This window comes from Kibdelosporangium philippinense (assembly GCF_021390435.2).
GTDB lineage: Bacteria > Actinomycetota > Actinomycetes > Mycobacteriales > Pseudonocardiaceae > Kibdelosporangium > Kibdelosporangium philippinense.
Map to the genome: position 1 here is coordinate 609,765 of NZ_JAJVCN010000003.1, position 25,268 is coordinate 635,032.

Genomic DNA, 25,268 nt, shown 5'->3' on the forward strand with positions numbered 1-25,268 from the left:
TCCTTGCGAAGATAGACCCGTGCCGACATCACCCCGCGAGTTCCCGAGCCTCCTCGCCGGTCGCCCGTTCCCCTTGGGAGCGCATCCGGAGTCAGGCGGCGTGCGCTTCGCCGTGGCGTCGTCGGTCGCCGAAGCCGTAGAGGTCTGCCTGATCAGCGAAGACGGAACAGAACGGCGGATCGAGCTGGCCGAGCACACGTTCGGCATCTGGCACGGCATAGTGCCAGGCGTCACGCCTGGTCAACGCTATGGCTATCGCGTGCACGGACCGTACGACCCAGGCCGCGGGATCCGCTGCAACCCAGCGAAGCTTCTCGTGGACCCGTACGCGCGACGGATCACCGGCGACGTGACGCAGATGTCGGACACGTTGGACTACGTCGGGCACCTCATGGACGGTGTGCCGTCACGCGTCGATTCCCTTGGCGCCGTGCCGTTGTCCGTAGTGACGTCACTAGGCGGCGCTGACACAGGCACGAAGCCCGAGGTGCCGTTCGAAGAGACCGTCATTTACGAAATGCACGTGCGTGGCTTCACGAAGCAGCATCCGGACGTGCCGGAGAGCCAACGCGGCACATATCTGGGGTTGGCGCACCCTGCGGTGACGGATTACCTGGTGCGTCTTGGCGTGACCGCGGTCGAACTGCTGCCGATCCACGCGATCTGCTCCGAGCCAGGCCTGCGCGACACCGGCCGCAGTAACTACTGGGGATATTCCACACTTGGCTTTTTCGCGCCCCACAACGGTTACGCGAGCGAACCAGGCCGGGAAATCGAAGAATTCCGGACAATGGTCGCCGCGCTGCACGCGGCAGGCATCGAGGTGATCCTCGACGTCGTCTACAACCACACGTGCGAAGGCGGCGCCGCTGGCCCGTCGCTGTCGTTCCGCGGCTTGGACGCCCCGGCGTACTACGTGCTCGGACCGGACGGCTACGACCGTGACATCACCGGGTGCGGCAACACGCTGAACGGCGGCTCACCGACCGTGGTCCGAATGGTCACCGACTCCTTGCGGTACTTCGCGGACGACCTAGGCGTCGACGGCTTCCGGTTCGACCTGACCAGCGCACTCGGCCGACCGCACGGCGGCGCGTTCGACCCGAATTCACCACTGCTGACCGCGATCGTGGCAGACCCAGTGCTGTCCCGGTGCAAACTCATCGCCGAACCATGGGACGCGACAGGCGAAGGCTACCGCGTCGGCGGCTTCGGTCCTCAATGGACAGAGTGGAACGGCCGTTACCGCGACACCGTAAGGGACTTCTGGCGCGGCGCGGTCGGCGTGCGCGACCTCGCGTACCGGCTCTCCGGCTCGTCGGACCTGTACGCGCTGAACCGCCGACGACCTTGGGCGTCGGTCAACTTCATCACGGCACATGACGGATTCACGTTGCGCGACATGGTTTCGTACGACCATAAGCACAACGAAGCCAACGGCGAAGACGGCCGTGACGGCACTGATGACAACCGCTCGTGGAACTGCGGCGCCGAAGGCGAGACGGATGACAAAGAAATCCGCACGCTACGCGCCCGTCAGGCCCGCAACCTCATCGCGACCCTGTTACTGTCCACCGGAACGCCGATGCTTGTCGCGGGCGACGAACGGTGGCGCACACAGGGCGGCAACAACAACGCGTATTGCTTGGACAACGAGACTTCGTGGGTTGACTGGACGCGCGGCGATGACCAGCTCGACATGACCGCGTTCGTGCGGCACGCGATCAGCTTGCGCACGCACGCTCCCGCACTGCGGCAACCGCATTTCTTCGACGGCCGCCCGACGCGTTCGGGCGAACCGGACCTGGTGTGGTTCCGTCCCGACGGTTGCCCGATGTCCGACGAGAACTGGTTCGACGATGGCGCCCGGTCGTTGGGCATGTGGATCGACGGTTCGGAAGCTCTGTCACGCAGCCGCGGCGGCGAACTCGTCTCCGACGACTCATGGCTGCTGATCTTGCACGCTGGCGCCAATCCCGCCGAGTTCACGCTGCCCGCGGAGCAATATGGCGACGACTTCGAGCCTGTGTTGGACACCGGATCGCCGGATGGCAAGCCCTCGGAGCCCGAGCCGCTCGAACCAGGCGCGAAGATCACCGTGCCACCACGGTCCCTTCTCCTCCTGCGAGCCCGCCGCTGATCAGCCCTCGTGAGTGGTTATGCGTGTTCTAACCCGCGTAACCACTCACGAGGGCTGACCTGGGAAAGTCCAGCTGGTGGGAGCGGTTTTCGCCCGCCGGGGATCATGGCACCATTCGGATATGACCCGGTCGTTGCTCACCTGGCGCGACCGCACAGTTGACCTCCAGAAGCTCAACCTGTGCGGGTGTACCGCCGCGCGGTACGGGTCCTGAGTTCGTCCTCCGTACCGCGTGTCGCTGACTCACACCCGACACTCGTTGCCTGGAGACCTTGTCATGACCGCGTCCGTTTCCGACGTCGAGCTGCATGCCGAAATCACCGACCCGTTGCTGCCGGACTTGCTGCACCCCGAGCGACTCCTGTGGACGCCGAGGGAGCTGAGGGATCTCACCTCGACCGTCGCCTCCGAGCTGACGACGTCGCTTGTGAACATCCTTCAGTACACGTCGCCGCAGCGGTGGTGGGCACGGCTGGCGTTGACCGAGGGTGTGGAGCTGTGGTTGCTGTCCTGGCTTCCCGGCCAGCAGACTGAGCCACATGACCATGGTGGTGCCGCGGGATCTTTCACCGTGCTGACCGGCGAGCTGGCCGAGTTCTACCGGTATCCGGGCGGGCCGATCCGCAGCCAGTCGCACGACGTCGGGTCGGCGATCGGCTTCGGCGCGGGGCGGGCACACCAGGTGCTGAACCTGTCCAAGGCGCCCGCTGCGAGTGTGCACGCGTACTCGCCGCCGCTCGTGCCGACCAGGGAGTACGCCAACCTGGCGGACATCCCCGCGGAGATTCCGCCGCTTCCGGCCCACCGGTCGCTCGACGACCTGCGAAAGGAACCCATCGAACCGTGAGCGCGATCGACGACATCCTCGCCACAGCCCGCGCAGGCCTGAAGCGTGTCCAGCCGTCCACGGAGCTGCTCGACGACCCGAACACCTTGATCGTCGACATCCGGCCCGCGCACAACCGTGCCGCCGAGGGCGAGATCCCTGGCTCGGTGGTGATCGAACGGATCGTGCTCGAATGGCGGCTCGACCCGGCCGGTGATCACCGCATCGCGGGTTTTGACGCGGACACGCGCGTGGTCGTCGTGTGCAACGAGAGCTACGCGGCCAGTCTCGCCGCCCGTGACCTGCAGGCCGTCGGCCTGCGCAACGCGACGGATCTCATCGATGGTTTCCGGGGGTGGAAGGCCGCTGGCCTGCCCACCCGGCCAGGAACCACGCCGCCGATCACCTGATCGCGCGCTTCAGCCAACATTACTACCGGTGGTAGCATAAAGAGGTGACCGCACTGCCGTGGGACTACACCGAACGTGATGACGACGCGTCATCAGCCGCGGAAGCCGACCGTGAGCTCCTGCGGCTGCTGTCGAGCGCGGACAAGTTGTCCTCACTCGGTAAAGCACGCAAAGTCAGCGTCTCACTGCCCGAAGAGCTCACCGCGGCCGTCCAGCAACGCGTCGGCAAGGGCGAGTTCAGTCACTACATCGCGATCGCGGTCGCTCAGCAGCTGGAGCAGGATCTCCTGCACGAACTCGCCGCCGAGCTCAGGGTGAAACACGGTCTGGTCGCCGAAGAACACCTCGCGGAGGCAAGGGCGGCATGGCCGGACGCCGAATAGGAACAGGCGGCACGCTGGTCCTGGACAGCGAAGGGCTGTCCAAACTCGCCGCGGGAGACTCCCGTGCACGGGCTTTTCTCGACACCGCACGCGAACGCAGAGCGAACGTCGTCGTCAGTGCGCTCACGTTGACCGAGGTGCTTCGAGGCGGTCCGCGTGACGCGTCGGTACACCGTGTGCTGGCGAAGATCAGGACCATGCCGGTCACGCCTGAGCTGGGCCGCGCCGCCGGTGAACTGCTCGGAGCGGCCGGGATGTCCGGCCACCGCTGCGCGATCGACTCCGTCGTCGCCGCGACCGCGCTTGTCTCGGCACGACCGGTGGTCCTGTTGACCAGCGACCCCGACAACATGAGCCGCCTTGTCGACGAGCCCGGACGGCCCAAGGAACAGCGAGTCGCGGTCGTGCACGTCTGATCCGCGCTGCCCCGATGGACACCCCTGTGGACGTGGGGAACTGGCCGATGGGTGCGTAACGTCCCGGTCTTGTGCGGATAGTTCGGTTCGGGGCGTATCTGGCGGTCGCGTCAGCGGTCCCGGCGATCGAGGGGTCGATCGCCGGATTGCTGTTCGCGCTGGCAGGGATGGTTGTCACCGCGATCGTCGGCAACTTTGTGCTTGGCATCAGGGCGCACAGTGTCGTGATCGGGCTTGGGCCGAGGGTCGCCGAGTGGCGCACGATCCGGCGCACTGTGGTCGTCAGGGCGTTTCCGCTGTTCATCTCGGTCGAGGCGCGGCGCCGCACGATCGGGATCGCCGCTGGGGCAGTGATCGCCGCCCTTTCGGTCCTGGTCAGCTACGAGGCCGCGCTCGGCGGTGCGGCCGCCGTGCTCAGCATGGCGCTGGTCAGACGCAGGCAGGAGGAGACTCCTGGGGTTCTGCAGGTCGTCGAGCTCGTCCAGGCCGGTGAGCTGGACGCGGCCGAGCGGCTCGTGCACCAGCTGACGGTCGCCAACCCGCAGGCCAGGCGTGTCAGGGCGTCGAGGGTCCTGGTTTTGGAGGCACGCGGCCGGTACGCGGAAGCGTTGGCGCTGGCAATCGGGATGTCCGAAGCCGACGGGCAGGAAGCCGCAGCGGCGCTGGCCACGGTCGCTGGGCTCACGGGAGCGGCCATCGAGGCCGGTCAGCTGGACGCGCAGCAAGGCTTGCCGGTCGCCGCCAGGGCCGTGAATGAAGCGGTTGAACTGGGCAAACCTAGTTACATGTTGGACGGCGTGCGCGCGTTGATCGCGTTGCTGGCCGGCGATCCACAGCTGGCGGTCCGGCTGGCGCGCGCGTCGTGCAAGAACAACGACGGATCTTTGGGCCGGGCGGATGATCTGGCCACGCTCGCGCGCGCCTATATGGCCGCAGGCGACAACTCGAAGGCCCGCGAGACGTTGGCCAAGGCCGAACGGCTGGTGCCGTGGTGGCCGCGGGTCGCGTTGACCCGCAGCCGCCTCGACCTCGCCCAGGCATAGTTCGTGAGGGCCTGGTTTGGTGCGTTGAACACCGCGAAGGTGACCTTCACGGCATCTCAGTTCGCCAGGATCACCCGTCCGAGCTCCGCGGTGGACGCGAGCAGGTCATGCTTGGGCAGCACGCGAACCGTGTAACCCAACGCGCCCGCGTGCGGCAGCGGCAGCTCGGCCACGTACGTCCCGTCGCTGTCGGGCTTCATCGACACCGTGACCACGTCCAGCAGGTCATCCGTGTCCCCGACCCGGCCGACCACTGCCTGGACCTCGACATCGGTCGGCTGCAACCCGGCCAACTCGACCGATGAACGCACCTGGACGCGCTCGCCGATCACCGGCGTCTTGCCGTCAGGCAACGTCAGCTCGCTGTCGGTCACGCGGACGTGGTGCCACGCCGCGTCAACGCGGCCGCGGTACGCAGCCAGGTCCTTGGCCTGCTGGAATCCTTCGGTCGCAGCACGTGCGGCCGATGTGGCGGCGGGGGCGTAGAACGACTCGACGTACTCGCGGACCATCCGGGTCGCCTGGACCTTCGGGCCAAGTGACGCCAACGTGTGCCGGACGAGCTCCATCCACTTGCCGGGCACGCCGTCGCCACCACGGTCGTAGAACGTCGGCACGACCTGCGAGCCGAGCAGGTCGTAGAGCGCCGAGGCTTCGAGGTCGTCACGGCGCACGGGATCCGTCACGCCGTCGGCCGTCGGGATCGCCCAACCGTTGCGGCCGTCGTAGAGCTCGTCCCACCAACCGTCCCTAATGGACAGATTCAGGCCGCCGTTCAACGCGGCCTTCATGCCGGACGTGCCGCACGCCTCCAGCGGGCGCATCGGGTTGTTCAGCCAGACGTCGCAGCCCCAGTAGAGATAACGGGCCATCGACATGTCGTAGTCGGGCAGGAACACGATCCGGTGGCGCACCTCAGGGTCGTCAGCGAACCGGACGATCTGCTGGATGAGCGCCTTGCCGCCGTCATCAGCCGGATGCGACTTGCCCGCGACCACCAGCTGCACCGGCCGGTCCGGGTCAAGCAAAAGTGCCTTGAGCCGCGCGGGATCGCGCAGCATCAGCGTGAGCCGCTTGTACGTCGGCACACGCCGGGCGAACCCGACAGTCAGAACATTCGGGTCGAAAACGCCCTCGGTCCACGACAGCTCCAAAGCAGAAGCGCCACGCTGCAACCACGCTTCCCGAACACGCCTGCGAACCTCGTGCACAAGGCGCTCACGCAACCCGCAACGCAACTCCCACAGCAGGGCGTCGGTCACCGGCTGGAAGCCGGTCAAGCCAACCTCACTGTCTACTTCGGACTCACCGAGCAGCTTGGAGATCTCGCGCGCCGCCCACGTCGGGCCGTGCACACCGTTGGTCACCGACTTGATCGGCACCTCGTGCGTGTCGAATCCGGGCCACAGGCCGCCGAACATCGACCTGCTGACCTCGCCGTGCAACTTGGACACACCGTTGGCGCGCTGCGCGAGCCGCAAACCCATGTGCGCCATGTTGAACATGCCGACGTTCTCCTCGGCGCCCAGCGCCAGCACGCGCTGCACGTCGAGTCCTGGCAACAAGTTGCCGCCGCCGAAGTAGTGCCGGACCAGGTCGACCGGGAAACGGTCGATTCCGGCGGGCACAGGCGTGTGGGTGGTGAACACTGTGCCCGCGCGCACAGCCGACAGCGCCTGGTCGAAGTCGAGACCCTCGGCCGCCATGAGCTCACGGACGCGCTCAAGCCCCAGGAAACCGGCGTGGCCCTCGTTGGTGTGGAAGACCTCGGGCTGCGGGTGACCGGTCAGCTCGCAGTACGTCCGCACGGCGCGCACGCCGCCGATCCCGGCCAGGATCTCCTGGCGGATGCGGTGGTCCTGGTCGCCGCCGTACAGCCGGTCGGTCACGCCGCGCAGGTCAGCGTCGTTTTCTTCGACGTCCGAGTCGAGCAGCAGCAACGGCACGCGTCCGACGTTCGCCTTCCAGATCCGGGCACGCAGCACGCGGCCGCCCGGCATCGAGACGTGCACCAGCAGTGGCACGCCCGACGGCTCGGTCAGCGGCTCCAGCGGCAGGCCGCGCGGATCGATCACCGGGTAGTGCTCGACCTGCCAGCCCTCGGCCGACAGCGACTGCCGGAAGTACCCGGACCGGTAGAGCAGGCCGACGCCGATCAGCGGCACGCCCATGTCGGACGCGGCCTTCATGTGGTCACCGGCGAGGATGCCAAGGCCACCCGAGTAGTTCGGCAGCGCTTCGGTGACCCCGAACTCCATCGAGAAGTACGCGATCGACTTCGGCAGCCTGGTGGCCGACGGGTCACCGGCGGCCCGGTGCGTCAGCTCTTCCTGCCTGCGCTGGTACCAGCGGTCGCTGGTCATGTAGCGGCGCAGGTCGTCGGAGACCGCACGGACCCGCATCATGAATTCCTCGTCGGCGGCGAGTCTGCGCAGCCGCTCGGCCGGTGCCTGTTCGAGCATCCGCAGCGGATCGCCACCCAGCTCCTCCCACGCCTGCGGATCCACCGCGGCGAACAGGTCCTGGGTAGGCGGGTGCCAGGTCCAGCGCAGATTGTTGGCCAGGGTGCCCAGCTCGGCCAGCGACTCCGGCAGACCGGCACGGACGGCGAATCGACGCACAGCTTTCACCCCGAGCACCATACTTACCGCCCCCAGCGATCTTGAAGACCCCGGAGCGAAGCGAACGGGGACCTGCGCGCAAGCAATGGTCAACACGGTGTGCCGCAAAGGTGGACACACCCTTCCGGAACGGTGGACACGGTGTTCCGGAACGGTGGACACGGCGGTTGGGGGCGAAAACCAGTACGTGGATGGCCTGGTTGACCGGTACAAATCTTCGTCATGAAGCACTCGAGTCCCCAGTTCGCCGCGATCGCCGAGCAGAGCACGATCCTGCGCGTGCAGGTGGGCTCCGGTGTGCACGGAACCGCGATCCAAGGCCAGGATGACCGGGACGAAATGGGCATTTGTGTCGAACCGCCCGGCTACGTCATCGGCCTTGACCGCTTCGAGCAGTACATCTTCCGCACGCAGCCGGAGGGCCACCGGTCCGGGCCTGGCGATCTTGACCTGATCGTGTACTCACTGCGTAAGTGGGTACGTCTGGCGTTGCAGGGCAACCCGACCGTCCTGCTGCCCTTGTTCGTGCCGGAGGATGAGATCGTCGAGATCACGGATCTCGGCCGTGAGCTGCGGGCGAAGCCGGAGATCGTGCTGTCGCGGCAAGCGGGCATGCGGTTCATCGGCTACCTGCGTTCCCAGCGCGCGGGCATGCTCGGCAACAGGCGGCACACGAATCGGCCTGAGCTGATCGAGAAGTACGGCTTCGACGCCAAGTACGCGATGCACATGGTCCGCCTCGGCGTGCAGGGTGTGGAACTGCTGGAAACCGGCAAGATCACGCTGCCGATCCCCGAGCCGTGGCTGACGTGGCTGCGGGATCTGCGGCAGGGCAAGCACACGAAGGACGAAGCGCTTGCCGCGGCCGACGAGCTCGAGGCGAAGCTGGAAAAGTTGATCACCAGTTCGCCTTTGCCCGAGCGACCCGACCGTGATCTTGCGAACGCCTGGTTACAGCAGGCTTACCAGCGCGTGTGGGCTGGCCCCATTACGCGATAAGGGGTTGGACACGGCAGACTAGAGGCAGAACCCCACACCTGAGGAGAGCCTCTGTGAGCGGTCGTCTCGGTATCGACAATGTCTCCCCGTCTGTCGACTGTGGCCGGTATCCGGTCAAAGCCGTTGTCGGAGAACATGTTCCGATCCAGGCGACGGTGTGGCGAGAAGGCCACGACGCGGTCGCCGCGACCGTCGCCTGGCGCGGGCCGACCGACACGGTCGCCCGCCAGACCCGGATGGAGCCGCATCCGGTCGAGCCGGACGAGTTCGTCGCGACGATCGTGCCGGACACCGAAGGCCTGTGGACCTTCCGCGTCGACGCGTGGAGCGACCCGTGGTCGACCTGGAAACACGCGGTCGAGGTGAAGGTCGGCGCCGCACAGACGCCGGAAGAACTGTGGAACGACCTGGAGTCCGGGGCCCGCTTGCTTGAGCGGGTTTCCCGGCGCCCCAACCGCAACGGCGAGAAGAGGCTGCTCGCCTCGGCCGCGCAAGCGTTGCGTGACACGGAACGGCCGTTGCCCGCGCGGATCGCCGAGGCGCTGTCCGAGCCGGTGCACAAGATCATGACCAGCCACCCGGTCAGGGAACTGGTCACCCGCGGCAAGACGATCCGCATCTGGGTCGACCGCAAACGTGCCCTTTTCGGGTCATGGTACGAATTCTTCCCCCGCTCGACCGGCGGCGTCGACGAGTCGGGCAAGGCGGTGCACGGCACATTCGCCACGGCGACCCATGAGCTTGACCGGATCGCGTCGATGGGCTTCGACGTGGTCTACCTCCCGCCGATCCACCCGGTCGGCAAGATCAACCGAAAAGGCCCGAACAACAGCGTGATCTCGGTGCCGGAAGACGTCGGCTCGGTCTGGGCGATCGGCTCGGACGAAGGCGGCCACGACGCGGTCCACCCGCGCCTCGGCACCCTCGCGGACTTCAAGGACTTCGTCGCCCGTACCCACGAGCTGGGCATGGAAGTCGCGCTCGACCTGGCGTTGCAGTGCGCGCCGGACCACCCGTGGGTCAAGGCGCACCCGGAGTGGTTCACCACGCGTCCGGACGGGACGATCGCGTACGCGGAAAACCCGCCGAAGAAGTACCAGGACATCTACCCGCTCAACTTCGACAACGACCCAGCCGGGCTGTACGCGGAAGTTCTGCGGGTGGTCATGCACTGGGTGGAGAGCGGCGTGCGGATCTTCCGAGTGGACAACCCGCACACCAAGCCACCGGACTTCTGGCACTGGCTGATCAACCAGGTGAAGTCGACGCACCCGGACGTGCTGTTCCTGTCCGAGGCCTTCACCCGCCCGGCACGGCTCTACGGGCTGGCAAGGCTGGGCTTCACCCAGTCGTACACGTACTTCACCTGGCGAGTGGGCAAGCAGGAGTTGATCGAATTCGGTCAGGAGCTGGTGAAACACGCCGACGAGGCCAGGCCGAACCTGTTCGTCAACACGCCGGACATCCTGCACGCGTCTTTGCAGGAAGGCGGGCCGGGCATGTTCGCGCTGCGGGCCGCGCTGGCTGCGACGCTGGCGCCGACGTGGGGCGTCTATTCGGGCTACGAGCTTTTCGAGCACCAGCCGGTCCGTGAAGGCAGCGAGGAATACCTCGACTCGGAGAAGTACCAGCTTCGCCCGCGTGACTGGGAAAAGGCTTTGGCTGACGGGCGGTCACTCGAACCATGGATCCGTCGGCTGAACTCGATCCGGCGAACGCACCCGGCGCTGCAGCAGTTGCGGACCCTGCAGTTCCACCACGCGGACAACGACTCCATCCTGGCTTATTCCAAAGTGGACCCCGAGTCCGGCGACACAGTTCTCGTCGTGCTGAGCCTCGACCCGTTCTCCACCCAGGAGGGCACGGTCTGGCTGGACCTGCCGTCACTCGGGATGCGCTGGCACGACCGATTCACCGCGTTCGACGAAGTCACCGGTCAGTCGTGGGATTGGGGCCAGACGAACTACGTGAAACTCGAGCCGTGGAACGCGGTCGCGCACATCATTTCCGTGCAGCGGTAGCGGAGTTCAAAACCACGTTCCTCAGTGAAGGGGTGTCCACGCAAAGCCTCAACATCGGCGATCTCCCGCATTTCGGCCAGACTGGACAGGCCAGCCGTATCGGTCAGACACCGCTCATGAAGCGGCGCCCGACGCAATTTCGGAGCCAAGCCAGGACGGCCGACGACACCTGCACGCCCGCTTGAATTCCAGCCTGAGAAAGTCCAGTTCCGGATTCACCCCGAGGACCGACAGTTCGGTCAGCCGTGGCAGGTCGAGCGGTCCCTTGTAGTCAGTGCCCCCGCAACCCTGGCCCCCGGGCCACTCACGAGGCATCCTTGACACCACGAAGAAAGCCAACGACCGAGGCGAATTCGTCGCGCCAGAGGCGTCTCCTTCGACAGGTCGAGAAAGCCGTTGCACACCTTCGGTCCCACGAAGAGGGACCATAGTTCGCCCGGCCGGCGGTTGACCAGCTAGAGTCCGCTCACCGCCAGAGCATCCGCTGTTCAAGCAGCCCGGCTTTGGGGTACCACCAAAGTGTCAGGCCTCAAGCGAACGAGTGGTGCGAACGTGTCGACTGTGCCGGAAGATCCCCGCCCTGACTCCGCGTTGGGTCTTGAGGGCGTCCCGCATACCGGTGAGGCCGTCATGGCCGACGGTCACCTGGTCGAGCCCCAGGCCGAGGATTTTCGTTCGGCGAGAATGGCTCCGCGTGATCCTGACTGGTTCAAAAGCGCGGTCTTCTACGAGGTCCTCGTCCGTGCCTTCACCGATTCCGACGGGGACGGCACCGGCGATCTACGCGGCCTCGCGTCCAAGATGGACTATCTGGCGTGGCTCGGGGTGGACTGCCTCTGGCTGCCGCCGTTCTACGCCTCGCCGCTGCGTGACGGCGGCTACGACATCTCCGACTTCCGCGCGGTACTGCCCGAGTTCGGCACTGTTGACGACTTCGTCTATCTGCTCAACGAGGCGCACCGGCGTGGCATCCGGGTGATCACCGACCTGGTGCTCAACCACACGAGTGACGCGCATCCGTGGTTCCAGGCGTCGCGCAACGACCCGCAGGGGCCGTACAGCGACTACTACGTCTGGTCGGACACGAACGAGGCCTATCCGGACGCGAGGATCATCTTCGTCGACACTGAGACTTCCAACTGGACGTACGACCCGGTCCGCGGCCAGTTCTACTGGCACCGGTTCTTCTCCCACCAGCCGGATCTCAACTATGAGAACGCCGAGGTGCAGGAGGCGATGCTCGAAGTCCTGCGGTTCTGGCTGGACATCGGTATCGATGGTTTCCGGCTGGACGCCGTGCCCTACCTGTTCGAGGAAGAGGGCACCAACTGCGAGAACCTGCCGCGTACGCACGAGTTCCTGCGCCGGTGCCGCAAGGTAGTCGACGACGAGTACCCCGGCCGGGTCCTGCTGGCCGAGGCCAACCAGTGGCCCTCGGACGTGGTCGAGTACTTCGGTGACGCGGCCGTCGGCGGCGACGAGTGCCATATGGCGTTCCACTTCCCGTTGATGCCACGCATCTTCATGGCCGTGCGGCGCGAGTCGCGGTTCCCGATCTCCGAGATCCTGGCCCAGACCCCGCAGATCCCGTCCGGCTGCCAGTGGGGCATCTTCCTGCGTAACCACGACGAGCTGACCCTGGAAATGGTCACCGACGAGGAACGCGACTACATGTACGCGGAGTACGCCAAGGACCCGCGGATGAAAGCGAACATCGGCATCCGCAGGCGGCTGGCGCCACTGCTGGACAACGACCGCAACCAACTGGAGCTGTTCACCGCGATGCTGCTGTCGCTGCCCGGCTCGCCCGTTCTGTACTACGGCGACGAAATCGGCATGGGCGACAACATCTGGCTCGGCGACCGGGACGCTGTGCGCACGCCGATGCAGTGGACACCGGACCGCAACGGCGGCTTCTCCCAGTGCGATCCGGGGCGGATCTATCTGCCGGTGATCGCCGATCCGGTGTACGGCTACCAGGCGATCAATGTCGAGTCGCAGCTGAACAACACGTCATCGCTGCTGCACTGGTCGCGCCGGATGATCGAAGTGCGCAAGCAGCACAGCGCGTTCGGGCTCGGCGACTTCCAGGAGCTGGGTTCGTCCAACCCGAGCGTGCTCGCGTACCTGCGGCGGCATGGCAGCGACACCGTGCTCTGCGTGAACAACCTGTCCCGGTTCCCGCAGCCGGTCGAGCTGGATCTCTCGGAGTACGAGGGCCGTCAGCCGGTCGAGCTGACCGGTGGGGTGCGGTTCCCGTTGATCGGCGAGTTGTCCTACTTGCTCACGCTGCCAGGGCACGGTTTCTACTGGTTCGAGATCATGGCGGTGGACGAGGGATGACTGAGCCGGTTCTGCGGATGCTGGCCGACGAACTACCGAAATGGCTGCCGGCGCAGCGGTGGTTCGGCGGGAAGGACCGCCCGGTAACCGAGGCCCGCCCGCTGCGCGCGATCACGTTGTCGGACAACGACCCACGGCTGGTCCACGCGCTTGTCGAAGTCGTGCAGGACGACCGCAAATCGGTCTACCAGCTGCTGCTTGGCAGCCGCGACAACCCGCCGGAGTACCTGTCCGGCGTCTGGATCGACGGCGAGGGCAGGCATTGGTACGAGGCCACAGCTGACGCCGAACTGATGACGTTCCTGTTGGACGCGATCGCTGAGGAGGAGTCGGCAGGCCCGATCGCGTTCCACCGGGAAACCGACGTGGACCTGGACGAAGGCCTGCGCGGCCGGGCGGTCACGTCCGAGCAGAGCAACACCTCGTTGATCTACGGCCAGCAGTACATCCTGAAGCTGTTCCGCAAGCTGTCCGCGGGCCCGAACCCGGACCTGCGGATCCATCGCGCGTTGCATTCGGTCGGCTGCGAGCACATCGCGCAGCCGCTCGGCTGGATCTCCGACGACGACGGCGACCGCCCGACTTTGGGGATGCTGCAGCAGTTCTTCGCCGACGCGGCAGACGGCTGGGCAATGGCCACGACAAGCGTGCGTGACCTGATGGCCGAAGCTGACCTGCACGCCGACGAGGTCGGCGGCGACTTCGCGGGCGAATCTCACCGGCTGGGCGCGGCGGTGGCGGCCGTGCACGCGGATCTGGCGCGAGCGTTGGATTCCCGCCCGGTCGAGCCAGGTGAACTGGACGCGGCCGTCGACGCGATGCACCGCAGGCTGGACAGCGTGCTCGACACGGTTCCCGCCTTGGCGCAGCAGGAAGACGCGATCCGTGGCGTGTTCGAGGAGGCGCGCGGCGCGGCGGACGGCGGCGTGCCCGTGCAGCACGTGCACGGCGATCTGCACCTCGGCCAGGTCCTGCGTACGGTGAATGGCTGGGCGTTGATCGATTTCGAGGGCGAGCCCGCGGCTCCGGTCCACGAGCGGACGACGCCCCGCTCGCCGCTGCGTGACGTCGCCGGGATGCTCAGGTCGTTCGACTACGCCGCGCACCAACTGCTTGTCGGGCAACCAGAGGACCATCAGCTCGCGGTGCGCGCGCGTGAATGGACCAACCGTAACCGTGCCGCGTTCTGCGACGGCTACGCGGAGGTGTCACCGAACGGCGATCCCCGCGACCACGAAGTGTTGTTGCGCGCGTTGGAGTTGGACAAAGCGGTCTACGAGGTGGCCTACGAGCAGGCCAACCGTCCGGACTGGCTGCAGATCCCGCTGACCTCGATCGCCCGGATCGCGTCGTAGAAAAGGTCACGGGCAGATCTGCGATCGACCGGCCGGGCCACTAGGATCACGTGGGTGAATCCACTCGATCCGGCCCCGCCGGCCGAGGACGTCAATCGCCTGCTCGCCGGCTCACATCACGACCCGCATTCGGTGCTGGGCATGCACCCGCACCCGATGGGAGCGGTGGTGCGCGCGTTGCGCCCAGGCGCGAGCGGGGTGACCGTTCTCGCCGGTGATCTCAAGCAGGAGCTGGACCAGGTGGCGCCCGGCCTGTTCGCGGCGATCCTGTCTCAGACGCCGACGGAGTACCTGTTCGAGGTCACGTACGGCGACAAGGTCGAACTGGTCGAAGACCCCTACCGGTGGCTGCCGACGCTGGGTGAGCTGGACCTGCACCTGATCGCCGAAGGACGCCACGAGCGCCTCTGGACGGTGTTGGGCGCGCAGGTGCGGAGGTACGAGACGCCTGCCGGGGTGGTGGAAGGCACTTCGTTCGCCGTATGGGCCCCGAATGCCCAAGGCGCCCGGGTTTGTGGCGACTTCGACGGCTGGGACGGCCGGGCGAACCCGATGCGATCGCTCGGTTCATCGGGCATTTGGGAACTGTTCATCCCAGGCCTGCCGCCAGGAACCCGCTACAAGATCCGGATGCTCGGCAAGGACGGGCACTGGCACGAAAAAGCCGACCCGCTCGCCTTCAGCGCGGAACCACCGCCAGCGACCGCGTCCATTGTGTCCACATCGGACTTCACATGGACGGACGGCGACTGGGTGGCCGAGCGCGAGCGCACCGACTGGTGGCGTCGCCCGGTCAGCAAGTACGAGGTGCACCTCGGATCCTGGCGGCCTGGTCTCGGCTATCGGGAACTGGCCGAACAGCTCGCCGACTACGTGACGGAACTGGGCTTCACCCACGTGGAACTGATGCCGGTGGCCCAGCATCCGTTCAGCGGTTCGTGGGGCTACCAGGTCACGTCCTACTACGCGCCGATGTCCCGGTTCGGCACCCCCGACGACTTCCGTTACTTCATCGACCATCTGCACGGCCGTGGCATCGGCGTGATCATGGACTGGGTACCCGCCCACTTCCCGAAGGATTCCTGGGCACTGGCCCGCTTCGACGGCCAACCGCTGTACGAACACGCCGACCCGCGCCGGGGCGAACACCCCGACTGGGGAACACTCGTGTTCGACTTCGGCCGTAACGAAGTCCGCAACTTCCTGGTCGCCAACGCGCTGTACTGGCTGGAGGAATTCCACATCGACGGCCTGCGCGTCGACGCGGTCGCCTCGATGCTCTACCTCGACTACTCCCGCCAAGAAGGCCAATGGCTGCCGAACGAACACGGCGGCAGGGAAAACCTGGACGCGGTGCGGTTCCTGCAGGAGCTGAACGCGACTGTCTACAGGCGACACCCAGGCGCGATGATGATCGCCGAGGAGTCGACGGCGTGGCCAGGCGTGACAAGGCCGACGCATCTCGGCGGCCTCGGCTTCGGGTTCAAGTGGAACATGGGCTGGATGCACGACACCCTGAACTACTTGCACCACGATCCCGTGCACAGGTCGTACCACCACAACGAGATCACGTTCTCGTTGGTCTACGCCTGGAGCGAGAACTACGTCCTGCCCTTGTCCCATGACGAAGTCGTGCACGGCAAAGGTTCACTGTGGACCCGAATGCCCGGCGACGACTGGAACAAAGCGGCGGGCGTGCGCTCGCTGCTGGCGTACATGTGGGCGCATCCCGGCAAGCAGATGCTGTTCATGGGCGGCGAATTCGGCCAGATCGACGAATGGTCGGAATCCCGGTCACTGGACTGGCACCTGCTGGATTCCCCATTGCACGCCGGAATCCAGAAACTCGTCGGCGACCTGAACAAGGTCTACCGTTCGCAGCCAGCGATGTACGTGGCGGACGCGTCGCCAGAGGGTTTCTCGTGGATCGACGCCAACGACGCGGCCGGGAACGTGTTGTCCTTCATCCGCATGGATCCGGATGGGTCGAACATGGTGGCGTGCATCGCGAACTTCGCGGGCATGCCGCACAACGACTACCGGGTGGGGTTGCCGAAGACAGGGCATTGGCGCGAGGTGCTGAACACGGACGCGCAGGTCTATGGCGGTTCGGGCGTCGGTAACTACGGCGATGTCGAAGCTGTTGGCAAGCCGTGGCACGGTCGTCCCGCGTCCGCGGTCTTGCAACTGCCACCACAAGGGGTCATCTGGCTCGTACCCTCGTAGGAGTGGAGAAACTCCTCAGCGTCCTGGGCAATCCGGGCGAGGGTGACGTGCGCGGGCAGGTCCTGACGGCGGTCACGCAGGTGGTGGGCGGCGACATCGTCGCCTATCAGACGATCGACCAGGCCAACGGCCGCAGCGAGCAAGTGTCGGTGCCGGACTCGTGGGTAACCAGGGAGTACGAGGAAATCTTCGTCCAGCATGTGCCGAAGCATCCGCTGTTTCGGCACTACCTGCGCACCGGTGAGCTGGACGCGACAAGGCTCAGTGATGTCGCGACCGTCCGCCAGCTGCGGGGCCTGGGGATATATCAGGACTTCTACCGGCCGCTTGGCATCGGTTACCAGATGATCTGCCGGTTGCGCGGCGAGCTTGGTGTGTCGGACATCCTGGTGTTCAACCGGGGCGGCACCGACTTCACCGACACGGAACAGCAGTTCGTCCGGATGACACGGCCGTTCCTGGCCAATCTGGTCGACACCGCGGCCGCGACCTCGTGGTTCGACACGGCTTTGGCCGCGCTGGAGGGCATCGACGACACCGCGTACGGCGTTGTCCTGCTTGGCCCGCTTGGCAAGATCCGGGTGACGAACCGGTCGGCCCGGTTGCTGCTCACCGCGTACTTCCGCAGGCCTGGCAAGGAAGGCGACGTCCTGCCGGAGGAGCTCGCCGCCTGGCTGGCCGCGCAAGGCCACACACCGCAGCCCTACACGGCAGCCCGGGGCGCACGTCGGTTGACCGTGCGGTTGTTCAGACATCACGCTTCGGCCGCCTTGTTGCTGTCCGAGTCGACCGCGACCGTCCCGGCGGTCCGGACCGGAGTCCTGACCGCCCGTGAGCAGGACGTCCTGTGGCTCGTCACCCACGGCCGCACAAGTGCACAGGCCGCGCACGTCCTGGGAATCAGTACGCGGACCGTCGAAAAGCACTTGGAGAACATCTACAACAAGCTCGGAGTGACAAACCGAGCCGAAGCCGCAACAGAAATCTTCGGAAAATAAAGGTTGTAAAGGATGCAGAGGTTGCGCACCGCCGTGTCCACCGTTCCGGCACACCGTGTCCACCGTTCCTGAAGACCGTGTCCACCGTTCCTGAACGGTGTGTCCACCTTTGCGGCACACCGTGTTGACCGTTGCTTGCGGCCCGCCGGTGCACAACCTCGCCACATCAGGCCCGTTCGAGGTAGAACAGCTTGGCCTGATCCGAATACTGCGTCATGATCGCGTTGAGCGAGTTGTTACCGGTCGGCACCGACATGAACTTCCCGCTGTGCTGGACCTGCAACAGGAACATTCCGCTCGGCGCGTCAACGATCCTGGCGAACCGCTGATGCGCCCCGGCGGCGCATTCACCCTCAGTGAACTGGCCCCAGTCGCCCATCACGGCCGCCCACATGTTGAGGCAGTTCTTGTTGTGCAGGTTCCAGAACGTGTACAGGGAATTCGGGTCGTTGCCCGCGGTCTTGCAGACCTTCCACTTCTGTTCCGCCCCAGACCCAGTGCTGGATGACGCGGCCGGTCGGCGCGGTCTGGCTGATCTGCAGTGCGTAACCGTCGGCGGTCCTGATTCGGTAGTTCGTGGCCAGATCACACGTCATGTCGCCGCCGACACCGGGAATGGTGCGAATCGGCTGAGCCGAAACCGTCCCGCCGAAAAGCGTTCCGGCGGTCAGCACGATCGCGATGGCAACGGCGATTCTGCGCAGCATGGATGTCCTTTCTGGCATTTCGATCAGCATCCGATCCTGCGTCGGGCGGCGTCCCGCAAAGACCCTTGCGGTTCGGTCTTCGCGCACGACACTGTGCCTTCCTCGATGTCGGCGAACGTCACGAACGACTCACGGCCGCCCGGGCTGGTGTTCACCCATACCCCGGTCGAGTTGCCGGTCCGGGCGCAGATGTGGCGCGACCATTCACCCATCACCCGGCGGGTTCCCTTGTACAGGCCGTATTGGCCGGGGGCGTTGAAGTTCCACGTCACCGCGGTCTGCGTGGTGTCCGTTGTGGACCTCGAGTTCTGCACGGCAAACCCGACCTTCAACGTCACGCTGGCGAACAGTTTCGGCCCGATGGTCGTGCTGAACTCGGTGTTGGCGTTGATCGACGTGGTGACGCTGTCGACCCTGGTCAGGGTCTCGGTACGGCTGCCTGTCGTACCTGGCGTGATGACGACGCCACGGAAGTGCGTGACGGTTGGCGAGGCCTGCGCCGAAATAACGTCGTACCACTCGGTGTCGACATTCGGATTGCAATTGCGGGTCGGCGGCGGATCAGCTTGTGCGGTAGCTGCCGGAATCGCGACGGCGGCGACCGCTGCCGCGGTCATGCCGAGCGCGAAACGTCTGAGATAGGACGGCAAAGATTCCTCCCGAATCGATGGCGTTGATTGCTTTCCCATCGTCGAGCGAAATCGTGGCGACGGACAATACGTACCGCTACGTAGACCGACTGCGCCCACAGACATCGGAGGCATCGCCCAGTTGGTCTAGTCCACGCCCTTGACTGCACCACGGCCGCTGCCTACCTTCAACGTGAACTCGGGTGCATTGTCGCCGCCCCGCACCTGCCAGCCGAGTCAAGGGACGGCCCATGCACAAAAGACTTGTGGCGGCACTGGCCGCACTGTCCACATCAGCCTCATTCGTCGTGACAGCGGTCGCGGCCACCGTCATCACCGCAGCCCCGGCACAGGCCGTGGAGAACGGGCTCGCGCGCACACCTCCGATGGGTTTCAACAACTGGAACACGACCCACTGCCGTGCGGAGTTCAACGAGAAGATGGTCATGGATACGGCCGACATCTCCGTGTCAAAGGGACTCAAGGATGCCGGCTACCAGTACGTGAACCTCGACGACTGCTGGGCAAAAACCCAACGCAATGCCCAAGGAAACCTCGAACCGGACCCGGTCCGGTTCCCGCGCGGCATCAAGTTCGTCGCCGACTACGTCCACTCGAAGGGCTTGAAGTTCGGCATCTACACCAGTGCGGGCACGAAAACCTGCAACACGGCGGGCTTTCCCGGCGGACTGAACAACGAACAGCGTGATGCCAACCTGTTCGCATCCTGGGGTGTCGACTATCTGAAGTACGACAACTGCAACAACCAAGGCGTGGACGCGAAACAGCGATACACCAAGATGCGGGACGCGCTCGCGGCAACCGGGCGGCCGATCGTCTACTCGATCTGCGAGTGGGGCCAGAACAAGCCGTGGGAATGGGCGCAGAACGTCGGAAACCTGTGGCGCACAACGGGTGACATCAACGATACGTACTCAAAGATGGTCGACATCTTCAAGAAGAACCTGCCGTTGGCCCAATACGCCAAGCCTGGTGCGTGGAACGACCCGGACATGCTGGAGGTCGGCAACGGCGGCATGACGCCGACCGAGTACCGCTCGCACTTCAGCCTATGGGCGATCATGGCCGCGCCCCTGCTGATCGGTTCCGACCTGCGCAAGGTCAACCAGGAGAACTTCGCCACCTTGCTCAACAAAGACGTCATCGACGTCGACCAGGACCGCCTTGGCATTCAAGGCGAGCAAATCTCGCTGACCGGAAACAACTACGTGATCTCAAAGCCACTGTCCAATGGGGACTACGCAGTCGCGTTGTTCAACAACAACTCCTCGACGCAGACCATCAGCACAACGGCAAACGCGATCGGCATTGGACAGTCCACTTCCTACAACCTCAAGGATCTGTGGTCGAAGACGACCCGGTCCACCACCGGCACGATCAGCGCATCAGTCCCGGCACACGGCACTGTCATGTACCGGGTAAGCAAAGGCGTGCGCGTGCCACCGGCCGCAGGCACCCACCAGGTTTCAGACCTCAGCTGGGACACCGCAAGCAACGGCTGGGGACCGGTGGAGAAAGACCGTAGCAACGGCGAAAAACCCGCGGGTGACGGAAAGACGTTGACCATCAACGGAACCACATATCCCAAGGGCCTTGGCGTGCACGCCGCCAGCGAGGTGTCGGTCTACCTCGGCCGAGCGTGTAGCACATTCTCGACAATTGTAGGCATCGACGACGAAGTCACCGGATCCAACGGAACCGTTGTCTTCCAAGTGTTCGCAGACGGCACGAAGATCGCCGACAGCAGCACGATGAACGGATCCACACCCGCCAAACAGCTATCCGGTTCCCTGACCAATGCCGAACAGCTAAGACTCGTCGTCACCAATGGCGGCGACACCATCAACTACGACCACGCCGACTGGGCCAACCCCACCATAACCTGCAGCTAGACCCTCGTGAGTGGTTAGACGCGTTAGAACACGTCTAACCACTCACGACACACCATGCTGCGCGCCACAAGCGTCGATCATTTCAGGGTCGTGGGTCGCCACGATCACCGTGCAGCCACTCGCGGCGAAGTCGGCGAACAGGTCGATGACCTTCTTGCGGTTGAGCGCATCCAGGGACGCCGTCGGTTCGTCCACGAACACGATCCGAGCCTGCTTGTACATCGCGCGTGCCAACGCGAGCCGCTGCTTCTCGCCGCCACTCAAATGACTGGCCGCCTCGTTCTGACGTCCTTCCAGACCAACCTGCGCGAGCACCTCGGACATCCGGGTCAGGTCGCCGGTGACGCGCCTGCCCAGAATGCTCGACTGCATCGTCACATTGAAGGCGACCGTTTCCTCGTCCATGATTCCGTAGTCCTGCAGCACGAAAGCCGCGTGATCACGCCAGAACCGCCGCCGGGCCGCGGGCTTGTAGTTCGTGACATCGGTCCCGTCGACCACAATGCGTCCTTTGGTGACAGGAAACAACAGTCCGAGGCAGTGCAGCAGGGTGGTTTTGCCGGATCCGCTCGGACCGACCAAGGCGGTCATTGTGCTGGGTGAGCAGCGCACGGATTCGTCGGCGAGCACGGGACGACCACCGATCGCCACCGAAACTCCTTGGGCTTCAACCAACATCAGCAACTCCGATCACATCCGGCGACGGCCGACTCCGACGAAACACCAACGCACGGTGATCAAATGGCTCAGCGGGACCACGACAAGACCGAACCCCGCGGCCACGAGAATGGCGCCCAGATCAGGCCTTTGCACCAACAGAACAGCCAAAGCAAGACCCACACCGACAAGGACTTCCCGAGCCACTCGGCTCTGCAAGATGCGTGCCCACGACAAACCAGCCACGCGCAAAGGGAAATCACGTTTCGCATTCAGCAGAGCCGTGATCAAGGCACTGACCCCGGCCGAAACAGCAAAGGCGATCGCCAACGCCACCAGCGCCAAATTCAACAACCACACCACATAAGCAGCGAACTGCGCACGCAGGATCCCATCTTCGGCGACGTACACGACACGCAGCGAAGGGGTATCTAAACCGTTGCGCGCCAACAATTGCTGCGTCGGTGCCAACCCGGTGAACATGACGTTGAGGGTGGAGACCATAGATGTCAGGTTCGAGTCATCAATAGCCGCATGGACACTCGGCATCACCGCGACGAGCACATCGTCCGAGAACTGCAAGTTGCCGCCCCCGCCACCGGCCACTGGCAGCTTGAACCCGTTGGCCGGTCGCAGATACTGAAACCCGCTGAGCAGCTCAGCACCCGTCTTTCCAGCTCGCGCGAACAAATCGAATTGCGGCGCCAGCGCGGGCACAACCGTGTTCTCGACCTCGCTGTACGGCACTGGAGTGAGGGTGGAGCCGCTCGCCATCAGATCGAGCCAACGCTGGTTCACCAAAGAAACCGGTGAGGTCAACGAATGCGAGTCTTTCTCGAACGTGTACGAAACCGCCACCGCGTTCACCGACTCGGCATCCTTGATCATCTGACCGATCCGCGGTTCGACGCTGACCATATCTATCGGGAAAACCAGTCCGACCTGGTCGGCGAGCCGTTTCCACTGCGCTGCCTCGGCAGCCGTTGCCGCCGAGTTCTGGTAAGCCGCCCACGCGGGCCCAGCCGCGCCCACCACCAGCAGAAACGTCAGCGCCTGAATCACGACCGCCGCCGAACGCAGGCTCCGCACCGCGGGCTGCCTGGTGGCGAGCATGGTCGCGCTCGGCCAAGCCGAAGCGGACATCGCGACCGCTGCCAGCAAGGACGCGGCGATAACCGCGACCTCAAGTCCGACCAGCGCCTTGAGGAACACCGGGACGTAAACCCAGTCGCGCACAAGCCCCACGTAACCAGAGGCCAGAATGGTGACAACGGTCGCCGAAATCAGCAGCGCGCCAAGGAATCCGCCAAGGTCCTGAACCTGGATCCGCAAGGAAGGGCTGCCGCCGAGCACTCGCAGCGCACGTCCCCGCGCCTTCATCGACAACCAGAACAACGCCATCGCCGCGATCAATGCGAACACAGCGAGCACGGCAGCGAGAAAACTTCCTTCCTGCACAACGAATTCCAGGCTTTCACCAACGGAAGCCGCACTCTGGCGAACCTTGACGCCGTCGCCGCCCAGTACAGCAAGGAATTCAGCGAGGTGCGTGTCATCGCCGGTGACGAGGTAGCTCCCATTGGGGTACGAGTTCACGAGCCGTGCAGGGCCGACGACCTTGCCGGTGGTGCCGCCACCAAACCACTGGAACTCGGCAGGCAAACCAGAGTCATTGACGCCGACGAAAATCTGCGCGTCACGGTCCTCGACCAGGTCAGGCGCGACTTTGACAAGACCGAGAGCCCAGCGTGCGTCAAGTTCGGCCAGCCGTGCGAATGCCGCCGTGTCGCCGAGCCGGGAGCCGCTGAAATCGAGGCCCACCCTGTTCTGCACGCCGATGGCCTGCGGGAATTCTCGATCGAGCAAATCGGTGACGATCGCCGCGATCACTGCGAGCAGCGCGAACAACGCGCCTGCGACAACTATGACGACACGCTTGTGCAACCGGCCCTCCCCGACCTTCGCTAGCGAAGCTGCGCCACGTTACTGCGATCACGATCAGGAACAGTCAATAACGGAAACAATGTGACATAACCGACTTCCTCACGATCTTGGGCGGCTCGGGGTATGTCGGGTACACCGCGGGCTCGGATAAGGCAGGCTGTAGGGCGTGACTGCGCACGACTATGACTTGATCGTGATCGGCTCGGGGCCTGGTGGCCAGAAGGCCGCGATCGCCGCCGCCAAGCTGGGCAAACGCGTCGCCGTCGTGGACAAGCACGACATGATCGGCGGCGTGTGCGTCAACACGGGGACGATCCCGTCGAAGACACTGCGCGAGGCGGTGCTCTACCTGACGGGTATGAACCAGCGAGAGCTTTACGGCGCGAGCTACCGCGTCAAGCAGGACATCACCATCGCCGACCTGCTGTCTCGCACGCAGCACGTGATCGGCCGTGAGGTCGAGGTCGTGCGTGCGCAGTTGCTGCGCAACCACGTCGAACTGATCGACGGATTCGCCAGATTCGTCGATCCGCACACGGTCGCGGTCGAGGGACGGGCACGGACGACGATCAGCGGCGACAAGATCGTCATCGCCACCGGGACCAAGCCCGCACGGCCGAACGCGGTCGACTTCGACGAGGCCAGGGTGCTCGACTCGGACGAGATCCTGCAGCTGGAGACCATTCCGGCGTCCATGGTCGTGGTCGGCGCCGGCGTGATCGGCATCGAATACGCGTCCATGTTCGCCGCGCTCGGCTCTCGTGTGACCGTCGTTGAGCAGCGGGAACGGATGCTGGAGTTCTGCGATCCGGAGATCGTCGAGTCGCTCAAGTTCCACCTGCGGGACTTGGCGGTGACTTTCCGGTTCGGCGAGAAGGTCGTCGACGTTGCCGTGAACGACACGGCCACGGTCACCACGCTGGCCAGCGGCAAGCGAATCCCGGCGGAAGCGGTGATGTACTCGGCCGGGCGCCAGGGCATGACCGACGAGCTCGATCTGGAGAAAGCCGGTCTCGAGGCGGACAAACGCGGCAGGCTTGAGGTCGGCCCGCACTTCCAGACCTCGGTCGACCACATCTACGCGGTCGGTGACGTGATCGGATTCCCCGCTCTGGCCGCGACTTCGATGGATCAGGGCAGGCTGGCGGCGTATCACGCGTTCGGTGAGCCCGCGCACGAACTTGGGGCGCTGCAACCTATCGGTATCTACACGATTCCGGAGATCTCCTATGTCGGCGCGACCGAGGCCGAGCTGACCACGTCAGCAGTGCCGTACGAGACCGGTACGGCACGGTACCGCGAACTCGCGCGTGGACAGATCGCCGGTGACTCATACGGAATGCTCAAGCTGCTTGTGTCCACATCGGACCATCGACTGCTCGGCGTGCACGTGTTCGGCACTGGCGCAACGGATCTGGTGCACATCGGGCAGGCCGTGATGGGCTGCGGCGGCACGGTCGACTATCTCGTCGACGCGATCTTCAACTACCCGACGCTGTCGGAGGCGTACAAGGTCGCCGCGCTCGACGCCACGAACAAGATCAGGGCACTGGACCGCTTCCGTACCTGATCTGCACTTTCGGGCGCGGATATCGGTCAGGCGCATGGTCGGGCGCCCCTTGGTGAGCGAGAACGGG

20 protein-coding genes are annotated in these 25,268 nt (G+C 65.0%); 14 read left to right on the forward strand and 6 right to left on the reverse strand.

Features of this window, described 5'->3' with window-relative positions:
• The first annotated feature begins 19 nt into the window (after positions 1-19).
• The 6 genes from glgX to LWC34_RS34795 all read left to right on the forward strand — a co-directional run bounded on the left by glgX (position 20) and on the right by LWC34_RS34795 (position 5,218).
• The gene (glgX, locus tag LWC34_RS34770) at positions 20-2,140 is read left to right on the forward strand and encodes a glycogen debranching protein GlgX (protein ID WP_233729500.1); all 2,121 of its coding nucleotides are present in this window, start codon (positions 20-22) and stop codon (positions 2,138-2,140) included.
• Between the two features lie 277 nt (positions 2,141-2,417).
• The gene (locus LWC34_RS34775; RefSeq protein ID WP_233729501.1) at positions 2,418-2,987 is read left to right on the forward strand and encodes a cysteine dioxygenase; all 570 of its coding nucleotides are present in this window, start codon (positions 2,418-2,420) and stop codon (positions 2,985-2,987) included.
• Positions 2,984-3,376 (forward strand): rhodanese-like domain-containing protein, encoded by a 393-nt coding sequence (locus LWC34_RS34780; protein WP_233729502.1) that lies wholly within the window; start codon positions 2,984-2,986, stop codon positions 3,374-3,376. The genes LWC34_RS34775 and LWC34_RS34780 overlap by 4 nt, the downstream gene beginning before the upstream one ends.
• Before the next feature lie 44 nt (positions 3,377-3,420).
• Entirely contained in the window at positions 3,421-3,759 is a 339-nt protein-coding gene (locus tag LWC34_RS34785) for a hypothetical protein (protein ID WP_233729503.1), read from the forward strand.
• Positions 3,741-4,175: a type II toxin-antitoxin system VapC family toxin gene (locus LWC34_RS34790; RefSeq protein ID WP_233729504.1), complete on the forward strand. Its 435-nt coding sequence runs from the start codon at positions 3,741-3,743 to the stop codon at positions 4,173-4,175. Before LWC34_RS34785 ends, LWC34_RS34790 begins: the two co-directional genes overlap by 19 nt.
• Before the next feature lie 71 nt (positions 4,176-4,246).
• Positions 4,247-5,218 (forward strand): tetratricopeptide repeat protein, encoded by a 972-nt coding sequence (locus tag LWC34_RS34795; RefSeq protein WP_233729505.1) that lies wholly within the window; start codon positions 4,247-4,249, stop codon positions 5,216-5,218.
• Between the two features lie 56 nt (positions 5,219-5,274).
• On the opposite strand, the gene glgP is transcribed toward LWC34_RS34795, so the two are convergent.
• A complete protein-coding gene (gene glgP, locus LWC34_RS34800) occupies positions 5,275-7,848 on the reverse strand; it encodes an alpha-glucan family phosphorylase (protein ID WP_233729506.1) in 2,574 nt (857 codons plus the stop codon).
• 213 nt (positions 7,849-8,061) lie between these two features.
• On the opposite strand from glgP, the gene LWC34_RS34805 reads away from it, so the two are divergent.
• From LWC34_RS34805 to LWC34_RS58240, 6 genes are all read left to right on the forward strand, one after another.
• Positions 8,062-8,838 (forward strand): nucleotidyltransferase domain-containing protein, encoded by a 777-nt coding sequence (locus tag LWC34_RS34805; protein ID WP_233729507.1) that lies wholly within the window; start codon positions 8,062-8,064, stop codon positions 8,836-8,838.
• 53 nt (positions 8,839-8,891) lie between these two features.
• The gene (locus tag LWC34_RS34810; protein WP_233729508.1) at positions 8,892-10,859 is read left to right on the forward strand and encodes a maltotransferase domain-containing protein; all 1,968 of its coding nucleotides are present in this window, start codon (positions 8,892-8,894) and stop codon (positions 10,857-10,859) included.
• A 561-nt stretch (positions 10,860-11,420) separates the two neighbouring features.
• Positions 11,421-13,202: a maltose alpha-D-glucosyltransferase gene (treS, locus tag LWC34_RS34815; protein ID WP_233730935.1), complete on the forward strand. Its 1,782-nt coding sequence runs from the start codon at positions 11,421-11,423 to the stop codon at positions 13,200-13,202.
• Complete coding sequence (locus LWC34_RS34820; protein WP_233729509.1) at positions 13,199-14,557, forward strand: maltokinase N-terminal cap-like domain-containing protein; 1,359 nt, start codon at positions 13,199-13,201, stop codon at positions 14,555-14,557. Before treS ends, LWC34_RS34820 begins: the two co-directional genes overlap by 4 nt.
• A 54-nt stretch (positions 14,558-14,611) precedes the next feature.
• Positions 14,612-16,783, forward strand: a complete 2,172-nt coding sequence (gene glgB / locus LWC34_RS34825) for a 1,4-alpha-glucan branching protein GlgB (RefSeq protein WP_233729510.1) — start codon at positions 14,612-14,614, stop codon at positions 16,781-16,783.
• A gap of 2 nt (positions 16,784-16,785) precedes the next feature.
• The gene (locus LWC34_RS58240; RefSeq protein WP_233729511.1) at positions 16,786-17,781 is read left to right on the forward strand and encodes a helix-turn-helix transcriptional regulator; all 996 of its coding nucleotides are present in this window, start codon (positions 16,786-16,788) and stop codon (positions 17,779-17,781) included.
• 166 nt (positions 17,782-17,947) lie between these two features.
• Here LWC34_RS58240 and LWC34_RS34835 read toward each other — a convergent pair whose 3' ends face one another.
• Genes LWC34_RS34835 through LWC34_RS34845 form a run of 3 tightly spaced genes read right to left on the reverse strand, consistent with a single transcriptional unit; the run spans position 17,948 to position 19,138 of the window.
• Positions 17,948-18,217 carry an RICIN domain-containing protein gene (locus LWC34_RS34835; protein WP_233730936.1) on the reverse strand — a complete coding sequence of 90 codons (270 nt, stop codon included), beginning with the start codon at positions 18,215-18,217 and terminating at the stop codon, positions 17,948-17,950.
• Positions 18,135-18,506 carry a hypothetical protein gene (locus LWC34_RS34840; RefSeq protein ID WP_233731038.1) on the reverse strand — a complete coding sequence of 124 codons (372 nt, stop codon included), beginning with the start codon at positions 18,504-18,506 and terminating at the stop codon, positions 18,135-18,137. Before LWC34_RS34840 ends, LWC34_RS34835 begins: the two co-directional genes overlap by 83 nt.
• A gap of 5 nt (positions 18,507-18,511) precedes the next feature.
• A complete protein-coding gene (locus LWC34_RS34845; protein WP_233729512.1) occupies positions 18,512-19,138 on the reverse strand; it encodes a hypothetical protein in 627 nt (208 codons plus the stop codon).
• 230 nt (positions 19,139-19,368) lie between these two features.
• Here LWC34_RS34845 and LWC34_RS34850 point away from each other — a divergent pair, with 230 nt between their 5' ends.
• Positions 19,369-21,030, forward strand: a complete 1,662-nt coding sequence (locus LWC34_RS34850; RefSeq protein WP_233729513.1) for an NPCBM/NEW2 domain-containing protein — start codon at positions 19,369-19,371, stop codon at positions 21,028-21,030.
• A 42-nt stretch (positions 21,031-21,072) separates the two neighbouring features.
• Here LWC34_RS34850 and LWC34_RS34855 read toward each other — a convergent pair whose 3' ends face one another.
• Together LWC34_RS34855 and LWC34_RS34860 are read right to left on the reverse strand one after the other, a co-directional pair.
• Complete coding sequence (locus tag LWC34_RS34855) at positions 21,073-21,681, reverse strand: ABC transporter ATP-binding protein (protein ID WP_233729514.1); 609 nt, start codon at positions 21,679-21,681, stop codon at positions 21,073-21,075.
• A 39-nt stretch (positions 21,682-21,720) separates the two neighbouring features.
• On the reverse strand, positions 21,721-23,631 hold the full coding sequence (locus LWC34_RS34860; RefSeq protein ID WP_233729515.1) for a bacteriocin-associated integral membrane family protein: 1,911 nt from the start codon (positions 23,629-23,631) through the stop codon (positions 21,721-21,723).
• 166 nt (positions 23,632-23,797) lie between these two features.
• On the opposite strand from LWC34_RS34860, the gene sthA reads away from it, so the two are divergent.
• Positions 23,798-25,201: a Si-specific NAD(P)(+) transhydrogenase gene (gene sthA, locus LWC34_RS34865; RefSeq protein WP_233729516.1), complete on the forward strand. Its 1,404-nt coding sequence runs from the start codon at positions 23,798-23,800 to the stop codon at positions 25,199-25,201.
• Positions 25,202-25,268 lie beyond the last annotated feature (67 nt).